Origin of the sequence: Arachidicoccus rhizosphaerae, from assembly GCF_900107765.1 — a bacterium.
Classification (GTDB): domain Bacteria; phylum Bacteroidota; class Bacteroidia; order Chitinophagales; family Chitinophagaceae; genus Arachidicoccus; species Arachidicoccus rhizosphaerae.
In genome coordinates this window covers 13,392-31,167 of sequence record NZ_FNQY01000005.1, presented here as the reverse complement: position 1 = coordinate 31,167, position 17,776 = coordinate 13,392, and the positions used below count along the sequence as shown (strand labels likewise).

The following is a 17,776-nucleotide window of genomic DNA, read 5'->3' as shown; positions in this document are numbered from 1 at the left end:
ATGATTATTCAATTTTGCGGATTATCCGGGGCAGGAAAAACGACACTTGCCCTGGCGGTTAAGCGTTTGGCAGAAAAAAAAGGGATAGCGGTAGAAGTAATTGACGGAGATAAATACCGAAAAACACTTTGCAAAGACTTAGGATTTTCAAAAGAGGATCGTTTTGAAAATCTTCGTCGCCTTACCAAAGTAGCTGCTGAATGTTCAAAAAAGGGAATGGTTGCAATTATCAGTGCGATTCATCCCTACAGAGAGGTACGTCAGGGACTAAAAAAACTATATCCGGGACGGATTAAAACCGTATTTGTGGATTGTCCCTTGCAGGTTTTAATGCATAGAGATACAAAAGGATTGTATAAAAGAGCTTTTTTGCCGGACGGAGATCCTGATAAATTACCTAATCTGACGGGAGTAGGTGACACGTTTGAAAAGCCGCTGAATCCGGATCTGCATTTACATACTGATTTAAACAGCATCAAGGAATCCTCTGAGGAATTATTGGAATTTATCTTACAACAAAAAGAATTGAATGGGCAATAATCAAAGCCAGGCAATAGTGATTACCGGCATGCACCGGTCCGGGACTTCTTTATTGGCCCAATGGCTTCATAAATGTGGATTACATGTAGGTACGCGGTTGCTGGGCGCAAGCGTAGGCAATAAGGAAGGTCATTATGAAGATGAGGACTTTTTGGATTTTCATAAGCAGGTACTCACCCGTGGCGGACTCCATTTTAATGGCCTGGTAACCTCCATGCCAAAATCCTTTAGTGAAAAGGAGAGAGCGCAGATCCTGGAAATTATAAAACATAAGAATGCCGGTCAGGCATTATGGGGGTGGAAAGAACCCAGGACCTGTCTGTTTTTAGATGAATATCAGAAAATATTACCGGGAGCCGTGTATCTGATTGTTATCAGAGATTATATGACCGTTGCCGGTTCCTTAATTTCCAGAATTTATAAACGGACAGAAAATAAATATGCGGCAAAAAAGGGTATCCATAAATGGATCTGGGTCCGGTTCAAACAGAAAAGACGGATGAACCTGTTACAAAAAAAATGGGCCGAACATTTTTTGAAGACCTGGCTGCTATATAATCAGCAGGTTAAAAAATTAATCCAGACCCTCCCTGAAGGGCAGTTTATGGTGGTGGATCAGGCGTCTCTAATGCATCACAGCAAGGAAATATTTGATTCAATGAAGGATAAGTGGGGCTTGGACGCTTTACAGTATTTACCTTATCAGCAGTTGTTTAAAAAGAAACTTCAGAGCAAGGTGCTAAATCTGGAACCATTTATAAAAAACAAAGGGTTGATTGATGAAGCCGCAGCATTACAGAGCTGGTTGCAAGGTTATGTGCCGGTATTCAGCAAATTAACCCAAGACCAGCCTTAATCATTTGTCATTAGGGGCAGGGCGATAGGTATATGCGGATGTATATCCAGGGCGTAACGGATCCAGTTGTCAAAACTGTACTTTTGTTTAATGTTATGGTCAATGGTGTGATAAGGCTTACGAATAAATGATTCGAACTGGCTTAATTCATCTTTTCCATAAATAAAAATATTATCCGGATGGTAGAATTCATAATATTGTACATCAGGGTTGTTCGTGATTAGTTTTTTGTCAAAGCAGAGCGCTTCAAAAAAACGAAGAGATAATCCCTTATGGCAGTCCACTGTGATGTCGATTAATAAGAAGGCATTTTTAACGGTTTCTATATTCTGTTCATAGCTAAGGGTACGGGTCGTTAAATCAATGAATTGCTGATCGGCAGGGAGCGTTCTTTTTTTTCTTGAATACATATGCATGCTGATCTGTAACCTTGTTTTACTTAAAAGGGAATGCAGTTGGGACAGGATTTCAATGCGTTCCTTGCTGTAGGTGCCCACAAAATAAGCTAGGTTTTGGCTAGGTGCAGGGTTTTGAATCAATCTGGGCAGTGTAAAGTAGAAATTACCTAGATAAGGCAGTTGTAAATTCGCAAATTGCGTATCCTCAGGATCAAAAACAAAAAAACGGTCAAAGAGAGGAATGAAATTCTCAATCCAGGGAAACCGTTGTATGCCGTCCCATTGGTAACCGATAAGTTTGTCCGTTTTGCCTTTGATTAATTGTAAGATTTCTTCCGCATAAGTATCCGGCCTGATAATAAATGCATAATCAACCCTGCCTGTAACGGCGTCTAAATTTTCCTTTATTGTTTGCTGATAAGCTGCAAAACGAAGCTTATCCTTATAGGATTTATCTTTTAAAATAGTTTTGTAAAAAAGGTTGGTAAGTCTATCAAATATATTCTTATATTTAAAATGACGATAATCAAAACTGATATCGATCACTTCAAACCCCAGATACTGTAAATTCTCTTTTATTAAATGTCCCAAACCGAATATCGCAGGCAATCCCAATATTATTTTTTTATTCATATTTATTATTTACGCTCGGTCTCGGGGCCAATCCTGACTGTTTAGTATTGTTTAAATTCAGACAATTGAAATTAATTAAACATCTACTCCCACAAGACAATCAATGGCTGCAAGATCTATAACTCAAATGTAAGGAAATAAGGAGTCAGATAGGATAGATGCAGTCATAAATTATGCAAGAAAATCCCAAGTTTGAACATGCATTTCTTGGACAGGGAACAGATTGCAGATTGCTGAAAAAACTGGTGATTATTAGTTTTGATTTTCAATGTATTAAATGAACAGGTTTTGTACCGGTCCATTCCATGTTCGTCCATTTGAAATTTTAACGCAAACGAATGCATAATAACGAGTAGTAGTTTTTGACTTGGAAGGCTATGTTTTTTAACTAACTTAGCGGCACTAAATCAAGTAATAACAATTATCATATGCTAAAACCGATACTGGCTATGCTGATTTTAAGCGGCGTAGCAATCAATGGCTCTGTTGTGCATGCTCAGGTAAATGAACAAACAGCCGGTGCTGAAAACCAGGTATTGACTGTAGAAGATTACCAGAGGGCAGAACAGTTTCTGGGATATAATCTTAATCAATATGTGGACCGGTCGGATGTCCGGCCCAATTGGATAAGAGGAACCCATCAGTTCTGGTACCGTATTTTAACAGATAAAGGAAGCGAATTTGTGATCGTGGATGCGCAAAAAGGCAGCCGAAGCCCGGCTTTTGATGCCGGGAATCTGGCCAGCCAGTTAACTGCTAAGACGGGAGATAATATGAATGCGGACAGGCTGCCGCTTAAGACCATACAATTCTCGGATGATCTGAAATCAATCGAATTTGCTTATAAAGGGCAGATGTGGAATTACGATATCAATAAAAAAGCACTCTCAGCTGGTGTCCAGGCGGATGGAATAAAAACAGATCGCAGGCATGGCCCTCTGCAAAAAGAACCTGGGGTTATCTCTCCTGATAAAGCCAAAGAGGTTTTTATCAGGGATTATAATCTATGGGTCAGAAGCCTGGTGGATGGTAAAGAAACGCAGCTGACCACAGATGGTATCAAAGATTTTGGGTATAGTACGGACAATGCCGGCTGGGTCCATAGTGACAGAGCAGTCGTTACCTGGTCGCCGGATTCTAAAAAAGTAGCAACTTATAAACAAGACCAGAGAAATGTCCATGATATGTACCTGGTTTCCACAAATGTCGGAGCACCGAAACTGGAAGCATGGAAGTATGAACTGCCAGGAGATACGGCTATTTTTAAAATTCACCGATGTGTCGTGTATGTAGATCAACCCAAGGTGGTGATGCTGGATGTTCCGGCCGACCCCAGAAGATCCACTTTAAGTGATAATATCAGCAACGATGGCAGGATGAATGATATTGAGTGGAGTGAAGATGGCAGCAAATTGGCCTTTGTCTCCACTTCCAGAGATCATAAAATCGAAAAGGTCAGAATGGCAGATGCCTCCACGGGAGCGGTACGGGAAATTTTCCAGGAAACGGTCCCTACCCAGTTTGAGTCCGGCTGGGATGCGATTAACTGGCGATACTTAAGCGGAACAGGTGAAATTATCTGGTTTTCCGAAAGAGATAACTATGGACATTTGTATTTGTATGATGCCAAAACAGGTGCGCTGAAAAATACCATTACAGCGGGTAACTACATTGTAACCGATCTGAAAAAGGTAGACAGGAAAAACCGGAAGCTGTATTTTATGGCCGTCGGCCTTCAAAAAGAGAATCCATATTTTGCCCAGCTTTGTACGGTAGGTATGGATGGCAAGGATTTTAAGATTTTAACGCCGGAAGTGGGCAATCATTCTATTTACTTTAGCCCTGATGAAAAATATTATGTAGATGCCTATTCCCAGCCCAATATACCTCCTGTAACTTTACTCAGGTCTCTGGACGGGAAAAAGACAGTTAAATTAGAAACTGCCGGAGTGGAACGCTTAAAAGCGGTAGGCTGGAAACCCATTACTCCGATAACAGTAAAGGCTGCCGACGGTAAAACCGATTTGTATGGTCTTTTGTATCTGCCAACACATCTGGATCCCAATAAAAAATATCCTATTATTGATTATATCTATCCCGGTCCGCAGGGAGGAAGTGTAGGAGGCTGGTCATTTACCGCTTCCAGAAATGATAATCAATCCCTGGCAGAACTCGGGTTTATAGTATTGCAGCTGGAGGGATCCAGCAATCCGAACAGAACCAAGCAGTTCCATGATATGAGCTACGGTCATATGGCAACCAATACATTGCCGGACCAGATAGCTGCCATCCGGCAGCTTGCGGCAGAACGTCCATATATTGATACCAATAAAGTCGGTATCTGGGGCCACTCCGGCGGAGGATTTGCCACTGCAGCTGCCATGTTTAAGTATCCGGATTTCTTTAAGGTGGGGATTGCAGAATCTGGCAACCACGATAACAGAAACTATGAGGCCGATTGGGGAGAACGCTATAATGGACTGGTACAACATTCAGATTATGCCGCCCAGGCCAATGAATTATATGCAGGACAATTAAAAGGAAAGCTTCTATTGGTACATGGTCTGGCAGATGATAATGTGCCGCCTTCCAATACCCTGCTGGTGGTGGAAGCGCTTGAAAAAGCGGGCAAAGACTTTGACCTGATTGTTTTCCCTAACAGCCGGCATGGATACGGAGAATATAGTACGTATATGATGCGTCGTCGCTGGGATTATTTTGTAAAAAATCTGCTGGGAAAGACGCCGCCCAAAGAATTTAACATCCATTATCAGCGGGATCCGAGATTATAATTAACAGCGGAAATAAGTATTTTATAAATACTTGAAAAATAATATATTATTGAGATAAAGGTCTGCTTAACCTAGAGCAGACCTTTATCGTTTATACTACTCGGCAAATTCGAGAAATTCTGTCTGAAAGTTGCCTGAAATGTCATTTTCGGAAGGCGGAATTCTGAATTTTGGCCATTTTCCTTTCGCCGTTTACCGAAATATTTACCGAAGCCAGAGGGATTTAAGAAAAATATAAAATACTGATATGCAAGTGTTTAAATTCATTTCTTAGGAGCCTGAAACTTGCCTATTATATGTTAAAATCTGCTTTTGTAATTCAAAAATTAAACAGTTGTTTGATTTTTTTCGAGGGATAAACTACTTTTGCCTTTCCTAAAAACGTTGTTTAAACGTTTATTGGGATAAAGCATTAAACAAAGGGGATTTATGAGGTAAAAACCAGTGCAAATAACTTAATTTTGAGTAAGTCGATGTAGGTAGGTTTGCATTTTAAGGATTTCATCCGTTTTCCGGTTTTTACAGATAGGTAATAAACAGTGTTTGCAACAGAAATTTTTATAAATGAGAAAATACATTTGTTTTTTAGGTTTGCTGGCAGGGCTCAGTACGCAACTAAAGGCACAGCAGCCCGCCACACTTGATAGCGCTACTGTGGAAAGTTGTGTTCAATATGCAATGGAACATTACCCACTGCTCAAACAGTCCTATGTTAATCAGGAGATTACAAATAGCCAGATTAGGGGTAAATTAGCGGATTGGTACCCTCAGATCTCCATGGATGCCTCGTATCAGCATTATTTCCAATTGCCCACTGCGCTTTTCAATGGTTCAGCCACCAAATCCGGGGTGAGAAACAATTCCGGTGTTCAGTTTGGTCTGACCCAGAATATCTTTAACAGAGATGCCCTATTAGCTTCCTCAACAAAGGGCATTGTGAAAAAAAGCGCTGAACAGGACATTGAAGCTACTAAAATTGATGTAGCCGTGAATGTAAGCAAGGCCTTTTATGATGTATTATTAACGGAAAAGCAGATCCAGGTGCTGGATGAAGATATTATTCGTCTGAAAACCAGTCTCAGAGATGCTACCAATCAGTATAAAGGAGGCATTGTTGATAATATCGACTATAAAAGAGCAACTATTTCTTTAAATAATGCAGTTGCTCAACGCAAAAGTTCTTCAGAACTTTTAAAAGCCAAATATGCTAACTTAAAGGAATTAATGGGCTATCCGGCCGATCAGCAATTAAGCTTACATACCGACAGTGCTGAACTTGAAAATTTAGCGATGATTGATACGACGCAAACGGTAGATTTTAAAAACCGTATAGAGTATCAACAACTGGAAACGCAGCAGCAGTTACAATTCGCTAACCTGAAGTACGAAAAATGGAGCTTTATTCCTACGCTTTCTGCTTTTGCTAATTACAACCTGAGTTATATGAATCAGGATTTTGGTAAATTGTATAATACCAATTATCCCAATTCATATTTCGGGCTACAGTTAGGGGTGCCTATCTTTCAGGGAGGCAAAAGAAAAGAAAATATCCGGCAGGCAAATCTGCAGATTGATTTAGTGAAACTCAATAAGGAGAATTTTCTGAACTCGGCCAATACGCAACTGACTTCAGCGATGGCTGTATATAAAAGCGATTTAAGTACCTATCTGGCATTAAAGGAAAACGTGGACCTGGCCAAAGAAGTATATAACACCATTACATTACAATATAAAGCAGGTGTGAAAATCTATCTGGATGTTATCACGGCAGAAACGGATTTACGTAGTGCGCAGGTAAATTATTCTAATGCATTATACCAGTTATTAAGTGATAAGCTCGATGTTGAGCAGGCATTAGGTCAGATCAAATATTAATTTCCATTCTAAAACTATTAAACCCATCATAAGATGTCTTTTACAAAACTCTCCATCATTGCCGGTACAGCCATACTGACACTGGCGGTTTCCTGTAAATCTTCCAATAAACAAGCCGCTATGGCTGGCCAGGGTGCAGCCCCTGCAGTAGCCGTTGGTGTGGATACCGTTCAGACGGGAGCCGCTGTTTATTATGTACAATATCCAGGTACCGTTACTGCATTAAAAGAAGTGACCATATTGTCACAGGTAAGCGGTTATGTTACCGGAATCTATTTTAAAGACGGTCAGCATGTCTCTCAGGGACAGAAATTATATACCATTGATGCCCAAATTTATAATGCAAATGTCCAGAATGCCAAAGCGGAACTGGAAGTTCAGAAAGCCGCACTGGTGAAAGCCCAGAAAGATGCAGCCAGATATCATCAGTTAGATGAGCAGGACGCCATCGCCAAACAGCAGGTCGATTATGCGGACGCTGCACTGGCGACTGCAGAAAAACAAGTGGCGGCCGCTAAAGCCAACCTGAATGCAGTAGGCGCCAATGCTAAATTTACGACGATTTATGCTCCCTTTAGCGGGACCATAGGTATCTCCGGCGTACGGGTGGGAACTTCTGTGGTTGCCGGTAATACGGTTTTAAACCAGATATCCACGGATAACCCAATGGCGGTAGACTTTAATGTGCCACAAGACCAGATTTACAGTTTTGAAAAAATGAAAAATCAGGGAACTGCTGTTAAAAATCAGATTTTTTCTTTAGCCTTCGGAGCAGACAGCTATCCAGGATATGGTACCATTGATTTGATTGACAGGGCAGTGGATCCACAGACAGGTACTGTCAAGGTTCGTTTATCTTTTAATAATGATAAAGGGATGCTGAAAGCCGGGATGACTACTGCCGTGAAAGTCAAAACCGATAATGGTTCAGCTTCTTTACTGATTCCACATAAAGCAATTGTTGAACAGTTAGGGGAATATTACGTGTACCGTTTAACGGACAGTGGTACCGTTACACAAAATAAGATTCAGCTGGGTCAGCCAATAGGAGACAATATCATTGTTACCGATGGTCTGACAGCTGGTCAGGTAATTGTTACAGAAGGGCAACAAAAACTGTCTGAAGGGGCCAAAGTGCAGGTTGGTGCACCTAAAGCTGCCGGAGCTGCCGGTGGTCAGGCTGCAGCAAAATAGCCGGTATCTAGTCTTTTAATACAACAGCCAAATTTTAATTAGAGCAGAAAAAAATTAGTAATGATAGCAGATACTTTTATAAAAAGGCCGGTCACAGCGATTGTAATATCCATTGTGATCGTGCTGGTGGGGCTGATTTCGATATTTGTCTTACCTGTTGCGCAATATCCAAGTATTACACCGCCTACGGTGTCAATATCCGGAACCTTTACCGGTGCCGATGCGGAAACGATTGAGCAGACGACCACAACGGCCATTGAAACGCAGGTAAATGGTACGCCTGGGATGACTTATATGACCAGTAACAGTACCAGTAGCGGACAGGCCAGTATAACAGTAAACTTTGAAATTGGAACCGATATTGATATTGCCACTCTTGACGTTCAAAACCGTGTGAGTGTGGCCGAACCAACCCTGCCGGATGCCGTTAAGCGTATCGGACTTACGACCAAAAAGCGTAATCCGGATATGATGATGGTACTTGCGCTATATTCACCACAAGGGTCGCATAATTCGGAGTTTTTAGGTAACTATGCCAATATTTACCTGAAGGATGCGATTTTACGTGTACCCGGGGTAGGGGATGTGTTTGCAGTAGGGGATGACTTTAGTATGCGTATTTGGTTAAACCCGAATAAACTGGCTGCACTGAATCTGACGCCAGATGATGTAACTGCAGCGATCAGCGGACAGAATCTGCAGGTTGCAGCCGGTACCATAGGCGGTAATCCACAGCCACAGGATCAGGCATTTGAATATTCTGTACTGACAAACAGCCGTCTGAATACGGTAGAACAGTTCAAGGATATCATTGTGAGAGCGGATCCCAGCACCGGTTCACTGGTAAGACTGGGTGAAGTGGCCAATGTGGAACTCGGGCACTTTGATTACAGTAAGAACCCGTTTGTAAATGGTCATAAAGCAGCATTTATGCTGATCTATCAGGCCCCCGGCGCGAATGTGCTGGAAACCTATGATGGAATCATGAAGACACTGGCAACCATGAAAAAATCCTTCCCTAAGGATGTGGATTTTGCAGTACCTAATGAAACTGCTACCGTGGTAAAAGTGTCTATTAATGAAGTGTTGCACACCTTTGTTGAAGCATTGATTCTGGTGGTACTGGTGGTATTCTTATTCCTGCAAAACATCAGGGCAACGATTATTCCTTTGCTGGCGATTCCGGTTTCCCTCATTGGTACTTTTATATTCTTTATACCGCTTGGATTTACAATTAATACGCTGACCCTTTTCGCTTTTGTACTGGCCATCGGGATTGTGGTGGATGATGCCATTGTGGTCGTGGAAGCGGTACAGCACTATATAGATAGTGAGAAAATATCACCGAAGGAAGCCACGAAAAAAGCCATGAACGATATCTCCGGACCAGTTGTGGCGATAGCCCTTATTCTGGCTGCGGTATTCGTGCCCGTTAGCTTTGTCCCGGGTATCTCCGGTCAGCTGTACCAGCAATTCGCGATCACCATTGCGGTTTCAGTGATTATCTCTGCCTTTGTGGCGCTGTCTCTGACACCTGCTCTTTGTTCAATGCTGTTGCGTCCGCACAAGGAAAAATCTGAAAACCCAAGAGGTATTAATAAATTCTTTGCCGCGTTTAACCGCTGGTTTGAAAAGCTAAGCCTTGCCTATACCAGAGCAGTCGGTAATTGGATTCGGAAAACACCTTTGGTTATTGGATTATTGGTGGTTCTGGTAGTAGCACTTATTTTCCTGTTCAAGACGAAGCCTACCGGGTTTATTCCACAGGAAGATGAAGGTCGTTTATACGTAACCTATCAGATGCCGGAAGGTACTTCAACTACCAGAAGTATTGAGATGATTAAACAGATCATGGACTCTGTTCAGAGTGTACCGGCTGTTGATGTTGTCGGTGGACTTGCAGGGTTAAATATTGCCAACTTCTCTTTCAAATCTAACTCCGGTACCTTGTTTGTGGGGCTGAAACCCTGGGATGAACGTACCAGTGAAAGAGATCGCTTAAATGGTGTGTTGGCTGAAATTCAGCAAAAATGTGCCGGGTTTAAAGAAGCAAGCGTAATGGCCATCGGCCCCCCTGCAATCCCAGGTCTGGGTGCAACTGCCGGTTTCACATTTGAGCTGCAACAACGTGGTAGCACAGATAATATCCAGCAATTTGAGAAAGTGGCCCAACAGTTCATCGGCGCCCTGTTCCAACGTCCGGAAATCGCCATGGCTTATACCTTCTTTAATACGAAGACGCCGGCTTATCAGATCAATGTGAACAGAGATAAAGCCAGAAAATTGGGTGTTCAGGTGTCGGATGTATATAGCACGATGTCAACGCTTCTGGGTAGTAGTTATATTAATGACTTCAACCTTTATGGCCGTAACTTCAGGGTCGTGGCCCAGGCTGACAGTTCATTCAGAGCGACACCGTCCAGCTTGAATGATTATTATGTAAGAAATGCAGTAGGTAATATGATTCCTTTAGGTTCTTTAATTGATTCTGTACAGACAATTGAACAACCTGCGGTTATCTCCCACTTCAATATCTATCGTTCAATTGAGATTTCAGGGGCACCAAAACCAGGTTACAGTAGTGGTCAGGCGATTGATGCACTGAAAGAAGTTGCGGATAAAGTACTGCCTGAAGGTTATGGATACGAATTCTCGGGTATGTCAAGAGAGGAAATCAAAGCCGGACAAAGTACGGCTCTTGTATTCTCAGCTTCCATTATATTCGTATTCCTGTTCCTGGCGGCACTCTATGAAAGCTGGAGCGTTCCGTTTGCCGTACTCTTTGCCGTACCGGTAGGTTTATTCGGCTCTATGTTGACCCTGCATTTTTTACCGAATCTGACTAATAATATTTATGCTCAGATTGGTATGATCACCCTGATCGGACTCGCGGCCAAAAACGCGATCCTGATTGTAGAATTTGCGAATGAGGGGGTTCAGCAAGGAAGAGATATTGTAGAGGCGACCCTGCACGCGGTGCAGATTCGTTTAAGACCGATTCTGATGACATCGCTGGCTTTTATACTCGGGGTAATGCCTTTGGCCTTTGCCACCGGTGCGGCATCTGTTTCCAGACAGACGATAGGCTGGACCGTAATGGGAGGAATGGTGGCCGCCACCTCACTGGCGATATTTATTGTGCCAGTATGGTTTGTGCTGATCGCCAAACTTGCCAAACGCAAAAAGATAAAAGTGGATTTGCGCGAATAACAGTTAAACTGCGGCAGCAAACATAAAATAAGCATGGTTTTAAGGTGAAGATAAAATCCCCGGCTAATTCAACTTCTGGTTGATTTTAGCTGGGGATTTTCAATTAAGGTTGTTTTTTTAGAGATTCCCTCTTTTGGCCTGCTCTTTTTCTATGGCCTCAAATAGTGCCTTGAAATTACCTGCACCAAAACTCTGTGCTCCTCTGCGCTGAATAATTTCAAAAAACAAAGTCGGACGATCCTCAACAGGTTTGGTGAAAATTTGCAGCAGATAACCTTCTTCATCGCTATCGACCAGTATGCCAAGTTGCTGTAAAGGAGCGATGTCTTCCTGGATTTCACCCACTCTTGCAGTCAGGTCCTCATAATAGGCGGCCGGAGGTGCCTGTAGAAACTCCACGCCCCTGGCCTGCAGGGCACGGACGGTGGATACGATATCATGTGTAGCTACTGCTATATGTTGTACGCCTTCCCCTTCATAAAATTCGAGGTATTCTTCGATCTGAGATTTCCTGGGTCCTTCTGCAGGCTCGTTGATCGGAAATTTAGCATAGCCGTTCCCGTTACTCATCACCTTGCTCATCAGGGCAGAATATTCTGTATTGATCTGCTTGTCGTCAAAAGAAAGGATATTGACAAAACCCATGACATCCTCATACCATTTTACGGTAGGCAGCATCCGGTTCCAGCCGACATTACCTACGCAGTGGTCTACATAGAGAAGGCCTACTGGCTCCGGTCTGTAAGCCGGCGACCATTTGACATATCCGGGCAGAAAGGCACCCTGATAGTTTTTCCGCTCAATAAACATATGGACGGTTTCGCCATAAGTATAAATACCGGAGCGCCAGACTTCTCCCTCTTTGTCCGTTAATTTCTCGGGAGGTAAATATGGTTTTGCGCCTCGTTTTATCGTCTGTTCAAATGCGGACCTGGCATCATCTACCCACAGTGCAAGGATTTTGACTCCGTCACCATGTTTTTTGACATGCTCAGCTATTTCCGAATCAGAATGTAAGGCCGTGGTCAGCACCAGCCTGATTTTTCCTTGCTGTAAAACATAAGAAGCATACTCCCGAACCCCTGTTTCGGGCCCGCTATAAGCCACGGGTTGAAAACCAAAAGCGGTCTGATAATAATGGGCTGTCTGTTTGGCGTTGCCCACATAAAACTCAATATAATCAGTGCCGTTGATGGGCAAAAAGTTGTCTGCCTGGGCGATTTTCTCCTGAAAGGTCTTGGCCTCAGGTTTCGTTGTTTTTGTGTCTGTACTAGTCATTTTATAATTAATAGTTAGATGTGATCAGTATTTTTTAGAAGCTTCTATAATTTGATTATTCGGACTGCCAGCTTTTATAATAGTCCGGGTCCTCAATATCAATCGCATATTCGGTTAGTTGCAAGGGACGAAACGGGTCAATCATGACGGCTAGTTCTTCGGTACTTTCTTTGCCAATGGATTTTTCCACGGTACCTGGGTGAGGTCCATGTGGAATACCCCCCGGATGCAGCGTGATTTGTCCTTTTTCAACGCTCTTGCGACTCATAAAGTCTCCGTCAACATAATAGAGTACCTCGTCGCTGTCTACGTTAGAATGGTTGTAGGGTGCCGGAATGGATAATGGATGATAGTCATATTTTCTCGGCACAAAGGAGCAGACGACAAAGTTGTGGCCTTCAAAGGTTTGATGAACAGGTGGTGGCTGATGTAATCTTCCGGTAATAGGCTCAAAGTCATGAATGGAAAAGGCCCAGGGATAATGGCAACCGTCCCATCCGATATAATCAAAGGGATGTGTGCCGTAAATATAAGGATAGATCAAACCTTGTTTTTTAATGAGGATTTTAAAGTCACCGGTTTGGTCATTAGTCGTCAGATTTTCAGGGATGCGGATATCTCTTTCACAATAAGGGGCATGTTCCATTAATTGCCCTGCTTTGTTCAGATATTTGCCCGGTATATGAAGGGGGCTGAAGCTTTCTATGATGAACAGCCGGTTATCCGCCGTGTCAAAATGCATCTGATAAATGGTCCCCCTGGGTATGACGAGGTAATCGCCGTATCCGAAGGAAATATCTCCGTAACCTGTTTTAAGTTTACCCGTACCGCGATGTACAAAGATGAGTTCATCTGCCTGGCTGTTTTTGAAAAAATAGTCTTCCATGGAATTTTCAGGAGCTGCCAGTATAATCTGTAAATCTTCATTGACCAGAACCGGCTTTCTGCTGTCCATATAGTCTTTTTCAGGTTTTATATTAAACCCTTTCAGACTGGTATGTTTTAAATGACGGGCCCTGGCAATTTTAGGACTAATGTCATAGGCTTCTCCCAGTTTTTTGACTAAGGTTGGCGGATGGGTATGGTAAACCAGGGAATATACACTGGAAAACCCTTCTGTTGAAACGAGCTCTTCCGCAAATAGGCTCCCATCCGGTTTGCGGAACTGGGTATGTCTTTTTGGCGGAATCTTGCCTGCTTGGTGGTAATAAGGCATGGTTAATAATTTAATGGACTTGTAAAAGTGAATAAGATAGATGCCGAAGCTCTACAGGTCAATGCCTTGCTTTACTTTTTGATTTCCAGACGTTCAAATAAGCTGAATGAATCAGTACCTGTTTTACGGCTGATAAATTCTTATTTGTTGTAACACCTGGCATTTGAGTGAATGCCTGTATTTAACGTTCAAATATTTTGTGGGAAATCAGGAAAAATGACCGAAAGGGGATGACCAACTATTAGATTAGTATTGAGCAAAAACCAGTTTTGCAACCAGCTGATGCTGGAAGAGGGCTCTGAACTCCAGAGAGCTAAACGCCTTGATGATATGTTGTATGTCTAATTGCATCTAAAAAAATGGACAGAATAACCGATACATGTCTGTTCATATCTCTAAGTTACAGCATATTTATAAACAGGCTGCATTCGGGGAGCGAATTTAAAGAACTTTTATAACATTTGTTAGTTTTTGTGGTAATTTTTACTAGCTTCGCTTTGTACACGGTCGGCAACAAGGAGTTGCTTCAATTAATTATCAACTGTTAAACGTATAAAAAGATACATATGAAATTAGTCTCCTATAAAACAGAAGGCAATGAGCACTTAGGGATTTATTATAAAGGCCATATTTATAATTTAAATAGCTGCGATAAACAAATCCCGGATAATATGGCGGCATTTTTAATGGGGGAGGCGCCTTTAATGAACAGGGCCAAAGAGGTACAAAAAAAACTGGAGGAAGGACAATCTTTTAAAGAAGAAGTTTTTTATGAATTAATGGCCCCTGTCCCGCATCCCACCTCTTGCAGGGATGGTTATGCATTCAGACAACATGTAGTCACGGCCAGAAGAAACCGAAAAGTTGACATGATCGCCGAATTTGATCAGTATCCGATTTTTTATTTTACCAATCATAATGCGATTGTCGGACCGGGAGCGGTAAGATTAATGCCTGATCATTTTCTGAAACTTGATTTTGAACTGGAAATAGCCGCAGTCATCGGGAAAAAGGGACGAAATATTACTGCCAGTGAAGCAGATGATTATATAGCTGGTTTTACCATAATGAATGACCTGAGCGCCCGTACTTTACAAATGGAGGAAATGAAGCTGAATTTAGGACCTGCAAAGGGAAAGGATTTTGCGACGGCAATCGGTCCCTGGCTGGTCACTCCCGATGAATTAGAAAGCTATTTAACCCCGACTAGGAAAGGACATACCGGAAAGACCTATGATCTTGCCATGACTTGTAAGGTCAACGGCATCCAGGTCTCAGAAGGTAATGTCAAGGATATGGACTGGACCTTTGCTGAAATTATCGAAAGATGTGCGTATGGAGCGGACATATTACCCGGAGATGTCATCGGTTCAGGGACGGTTGGAACAGGGTGTTTTTTGGAACTCAACGGAACAGGGTTATTACAAAACAGTGATTATCCGGTTCAGTGGCTGCAACCCAAAGATCAGGTGGAACTGGAAATTACCGGTCTTGGTAAACTGCATAACGTAATGGAAGCCGATAGTGAAGGCGGAGATTTTTCTTTAATTGCCTTAAAGAAAATGTAGTCACTCTCTTTGATAATCAATATTCGCTGAAAAACGCTTTTAATAATGATAAGAAGTCTGGATCCGGCCCGGTTATCCACTACTGAACTGCAGTCATGGCTACAGCATGGAATTGCTCCCCGGCCGATTTGTTTTGTATCTACCATCAGCAAAGCGGGAGAGATTAATCTCAGTCCCTTTAGTTTCTTTAATTTATTTTCCACTAATCCCCCGGTTTGTATTTTCTCTCCGGCAAGAAGAGTCCGGGATAATACCATCAAACACAGTCTGGAAAATGTGATGGAAGTGGGGGAGGCTGTGATCAATATTGTCAGCTATTCAATGGTTCAGCAGACCTCTCTTGCCAGTACAGAGTATCCAAGAGGCGTGAATGAATTTCAGAAGGCAGGTTTTACCATGGAGCCTTCTGACCTGGTTAGCCCTCCCAGAGTATTGGAGTCACCTATGCAGCTTGAATGCCTTATTCAGGAAATAAAACCGCTTGGAACCGGACCCGGGGCAGGAAATCTGGTTTTTGCAGAGATTATTAAAATTCATGTCAGGGAAGAGGTGCTAAATGAAGCCGGACAGATTGATCAGGCTAAAATGGATTTAGTGGCAAGGCTTGGCGCCAATTGGTATTGCCGTGTTACGGCAGAAAACCTGTTTGAAGTGGAAAAGCCGCTCAGAACCATGGGGATTGGCGTAGACAGTCTGCCTGAGCATGTCCGGTTTTCCCACATATTGACTGGAAATGAATTGGGCAGAATAGGAAATATGGAAAAGGTGCCCACAGAAAAACAGTTGGCAGAACTTTTAAGTTTACCCGAAATTAATGCTATCTTTAAATCAGGTTTAAGTGAGAATGAGTGTATCAGGGAACTGCACTTATTTGCACAAAAAAGTATCCGGGAAAATAATCTTGAAAAAGCACTTGCAATTCTATGGCTTCAACCTCCAAAGTAAAATTGCCTGAGGGGCAGCAGCATTTATTGGATGCCCGAATAGATGCACAGCACTTAAGCGTGCATGAGGTACTGGATGTAGCTCACCTTGTTCAGAGGATGGGTGCATTACAGGCACAGCATTTTGATATGGTACAGTGGGCAATCTGTCACAGACTAGGCCACTGTGCTGAGGCAAAATTTCTGACCGGTGCCGTAATACAAAAAGCATTTGAGAAAGGCCATATTGTGAGAACCCATGCCCTCAGACCAACCTGGCAGTTATTAGCTGGTGAAGATTTGCTTTGGATCTTACATTTAACGGCACCTGCTATAAAAAAAGCGCTGTTCAGCAGAGATAAACATCTGGGTATTTTACAACAGGAATATGCAAAAGCAGATGAAGCCATATACAGGATCTTATCCGACGAACCGTACTTGTCAAAGGCGGAACTGGTCAGCCATTTGGAACAAAGGGGCTTTTCAATGGATGAGTATCGCAGCAATCATTATATAATGCACGCAGAGTTGGAAGGGATTATCTGCAGTGGTGCTGTGAAAAATGAAAAGCATAGTTATGGCTTGGTCGAAAATATGTTAGGGAAAAATATGGAAAAGGCCCTGCGTTTAAAAAAAGAGCTGCAGGGAGCGGCGGGTGTCAGAGAGTTGGCCAGCCGGTATTTTTCCACTCGTGGGCCAGCCAGTGTAGCAGATTTTGCCTGGTGGTCGGGACTCAATATAACTGAAATTAAAAAGGCATTAGTTGAACTGGGGGATCAGTTGGTACATTGGGAAAAGCAGGAAGTGAATAAAAAAACAGAGAACAGTTCCATTAAAAATACAGATTTATATTATTGGTCCGATGTACAGTCAGCCGGCAAGTCGAAAAGTGGAGGTTCGAAGCCGGGAAATTCATCCGGGAAGGGGGATAATTTGCATTTACTGGCTGCCTTTGATGAGTATCTGATCAGTTATAAAGACAGGTCAGCCATGCTGGCACCTGAATTTAATCGCCAGATTATAACCGTTAATGGGATGTTCAGGCCCGCTGTAGTAAGAAATGGTAAAATACTGGCCAGCTGGCAAGTGGAAAAGACGACCGCTGCCAAAAGTGCGGGTAAGGTTAAAAGCGCACCTGTGCCGGGGCTTAAAATCAAAATTCTGCCTTTTACAACTCTTAAGTCAGCTGAAATCAAAACATTATTAAAAGGGTTGGAGCCAGAGGTTGAATTATTCGCCCGTTTTAAAAATATGCCACTTATGTCCTTCCAAATAGCGAAATAAAAAAGATTG

Annotated in this window: 12 protein-coding genes; 9 read left to right on the top strand and 3 right to left on the bottom strand. The window is 42.5% G+C overall.

Translation table 11 applies throughout. From position 1 onward, the window contains the following. Together cysC and BLU80_RS05715 are read left to right on the top strand one after the other, a co-directional pair. The gene (gene cysC, locus BLU80_RS05720; protein WP_091394848.1) at window positions 1–540 is read left to right on the top strand and encodes an adenylyl-sulfate kinase; all 540 of its coding nucleotides are present in this window, start codon (window positions 1–3) and stop codon (window positions 538–540) included. After that, on the top strand, window positions 530–1,396 hold the full coding sequence (locus BLU80_RS05715) for a sulfotransferase (protein ID WP_091394846.1): 867 nt from the start codon (window positions 530–532) through the stop codon (window positions 1,394–1,396). Before cysC ends, BLU80_RS05715 begins: the two co-directional genes overlap by 11 nt. On the opposite strand, the gene BLU80_RS05710 is transcribed toward BLU80_RS05715, so the two are convergent. After that, window positions 1,393–2,427 (bottom strand): WaaS/CpsH family glycosyltransferase, encoded by a 1,035-nt coding sequence (locus BLU80_RS05710; RefSeq protein WP_091394843.1) that lies wholly within the window; start codon window positions 2,425–2,427, stop codon window positions 1,393–1,395. The two genes, BLU80_RS05715 and BLU80_RS05710, sit on opposite strands and share 4 nt — an antisense overlap. Before the next feature lie 428 nt (window positions 2,428–2,855). On the opposite strand from BLU80_RS05710, the gene BLU80_RS05705 reads away from it, so the two are divergent. From BLU80_RS05705 to BLU80_RS05690, 4 genes are all read left to right on the top strand, one after another. Next, a complete protein-coding gene (locus BLU80_RS05705) occupies window positions 2,856–5,219 on the top strand; it encodes a S9 family peptidase (RefSeq protein ID WP_244518758.1) in 2,364 nt (787 codons plus the stop codon). A 564-nt stretch (window positions 5,220–5,783) separates the two neighbouring features. Then, on the top strand, window positions 5,784–7,094 hold the full coding sequence (locus BLU80_RS05700; RefSeq protein ID WP_091394840.1) for a TolC family protein: 1,311 nt from the start codon (window positions 5,784–5,786) through the stop codon (window positions 7,092–7,094). 33 nt (window positions 7,095–7,127) lie between these two features. Beyond that, window positions 7,128–8,288 (top strand): efflux RND transporter periplasmic adaptor subunit, encoded by a 1,161-nt coding sequence (locus BLU80_RS05695; protein ID WP_091394837.1) that lies wholly within the window; start codon window positions 7,128–7,130, stop codon window positions 8,286–8,288. A gap of 60 nt (window positions 8,289–8,348) precedes the next feature. After that, window positions 8,349–11,498, top strand: coding sequence for an efflux RND transporter permease subunit (locus BLU80_RS05690; protein WP_091394834.1), 3,150 nt, complete (start codon window positions 8,349–8,351; stop codon window positions 11,496–11,498). Between the two features lie 117 nt (window positions 11,499–11,615). On the opposite strand, the gene hppD is transcribed toward BLU80_RS05690, so the two are convergent. Together hppD and BLU80_RS05680 are read right to left on the bottom strand one after the other, a co-directional pair. Next, window positions 11,616–12,776, bottom strand: coding sequence for a 4-hydroxyphenylpyruvate dioxygenase (gene hppD, locus BLU80_RS05685; protein WP_091394832.1), 1,161 nt, complete (start codon window positions 12,774–12,776; stop codon window positions 11,616–11,618). A 55-nt stretch (window positions 12,777–12,831) separates the two neighbouring features. Continuing rightward, window positions 12,832–13,992 carry a homogentisate 1,2-dioxygenase gene (locus BLU80_RS05680; RefSeq protein WP_091394829.1) on the bottom strand — a complete coding sequence of 387 codons (1,161 nt, stop codon included), beginning with the start codon at window positions 13,990–13,992 and terminating at the stop codon, window positions 12,832–12,834. Between the two features lie 566 nt (window positions 13,993–14,558). On the opposite strand from BLU80_RS05680, the gene BLU80_RS05675 reads away from it, so the two are divergent. From BLU80_RS05675 to BLU80_RS05665, 3 genes are read left to right on the top strand one after another with little or no spacing between them, the layout of a single operon-like run. Continuing rightward, entirely contained in the window at window positions 14,559–15,560 is a 1,002-nt protein-coding gene (locus BLU80_RS05675) for a fumarylacetoacetate hydrolase family protein (RefSeq protein ID WP_091394825.1), read from the top strand. Window positions 15,561–15,605: 45 nt separating this feature from the next. Then, a complete protein-coding gene (locus tag BLU80_RS05670; RefSeq protein ID WP_091394822.1) occupies window positions 15,606–16,505 on the top strand; it encodes a flavin reductase family protein in 900 nt (299 codons plus the stop codon). Beyond that, the gene (locus tag BLU80_RS05665) at window positions 16,484–17,767 is read left to right on the top strand and encodes a winged helix DNA-binding domain-containing protein (protein WP_091394821.1); all 1,284 of its coding nucleotides are present in this window, start codon (window positions 16,484–16,486) and stop codon (window positions 17,765–17,767) included. The genes BLU80_RS05670 and BLU80_RS05665 overlap by 22 nt, the downstream gene beginning before the upstream one ends. The last annotated feature ends 9 nt before the right edge of the window (window positions 17,768–17,776 follow it).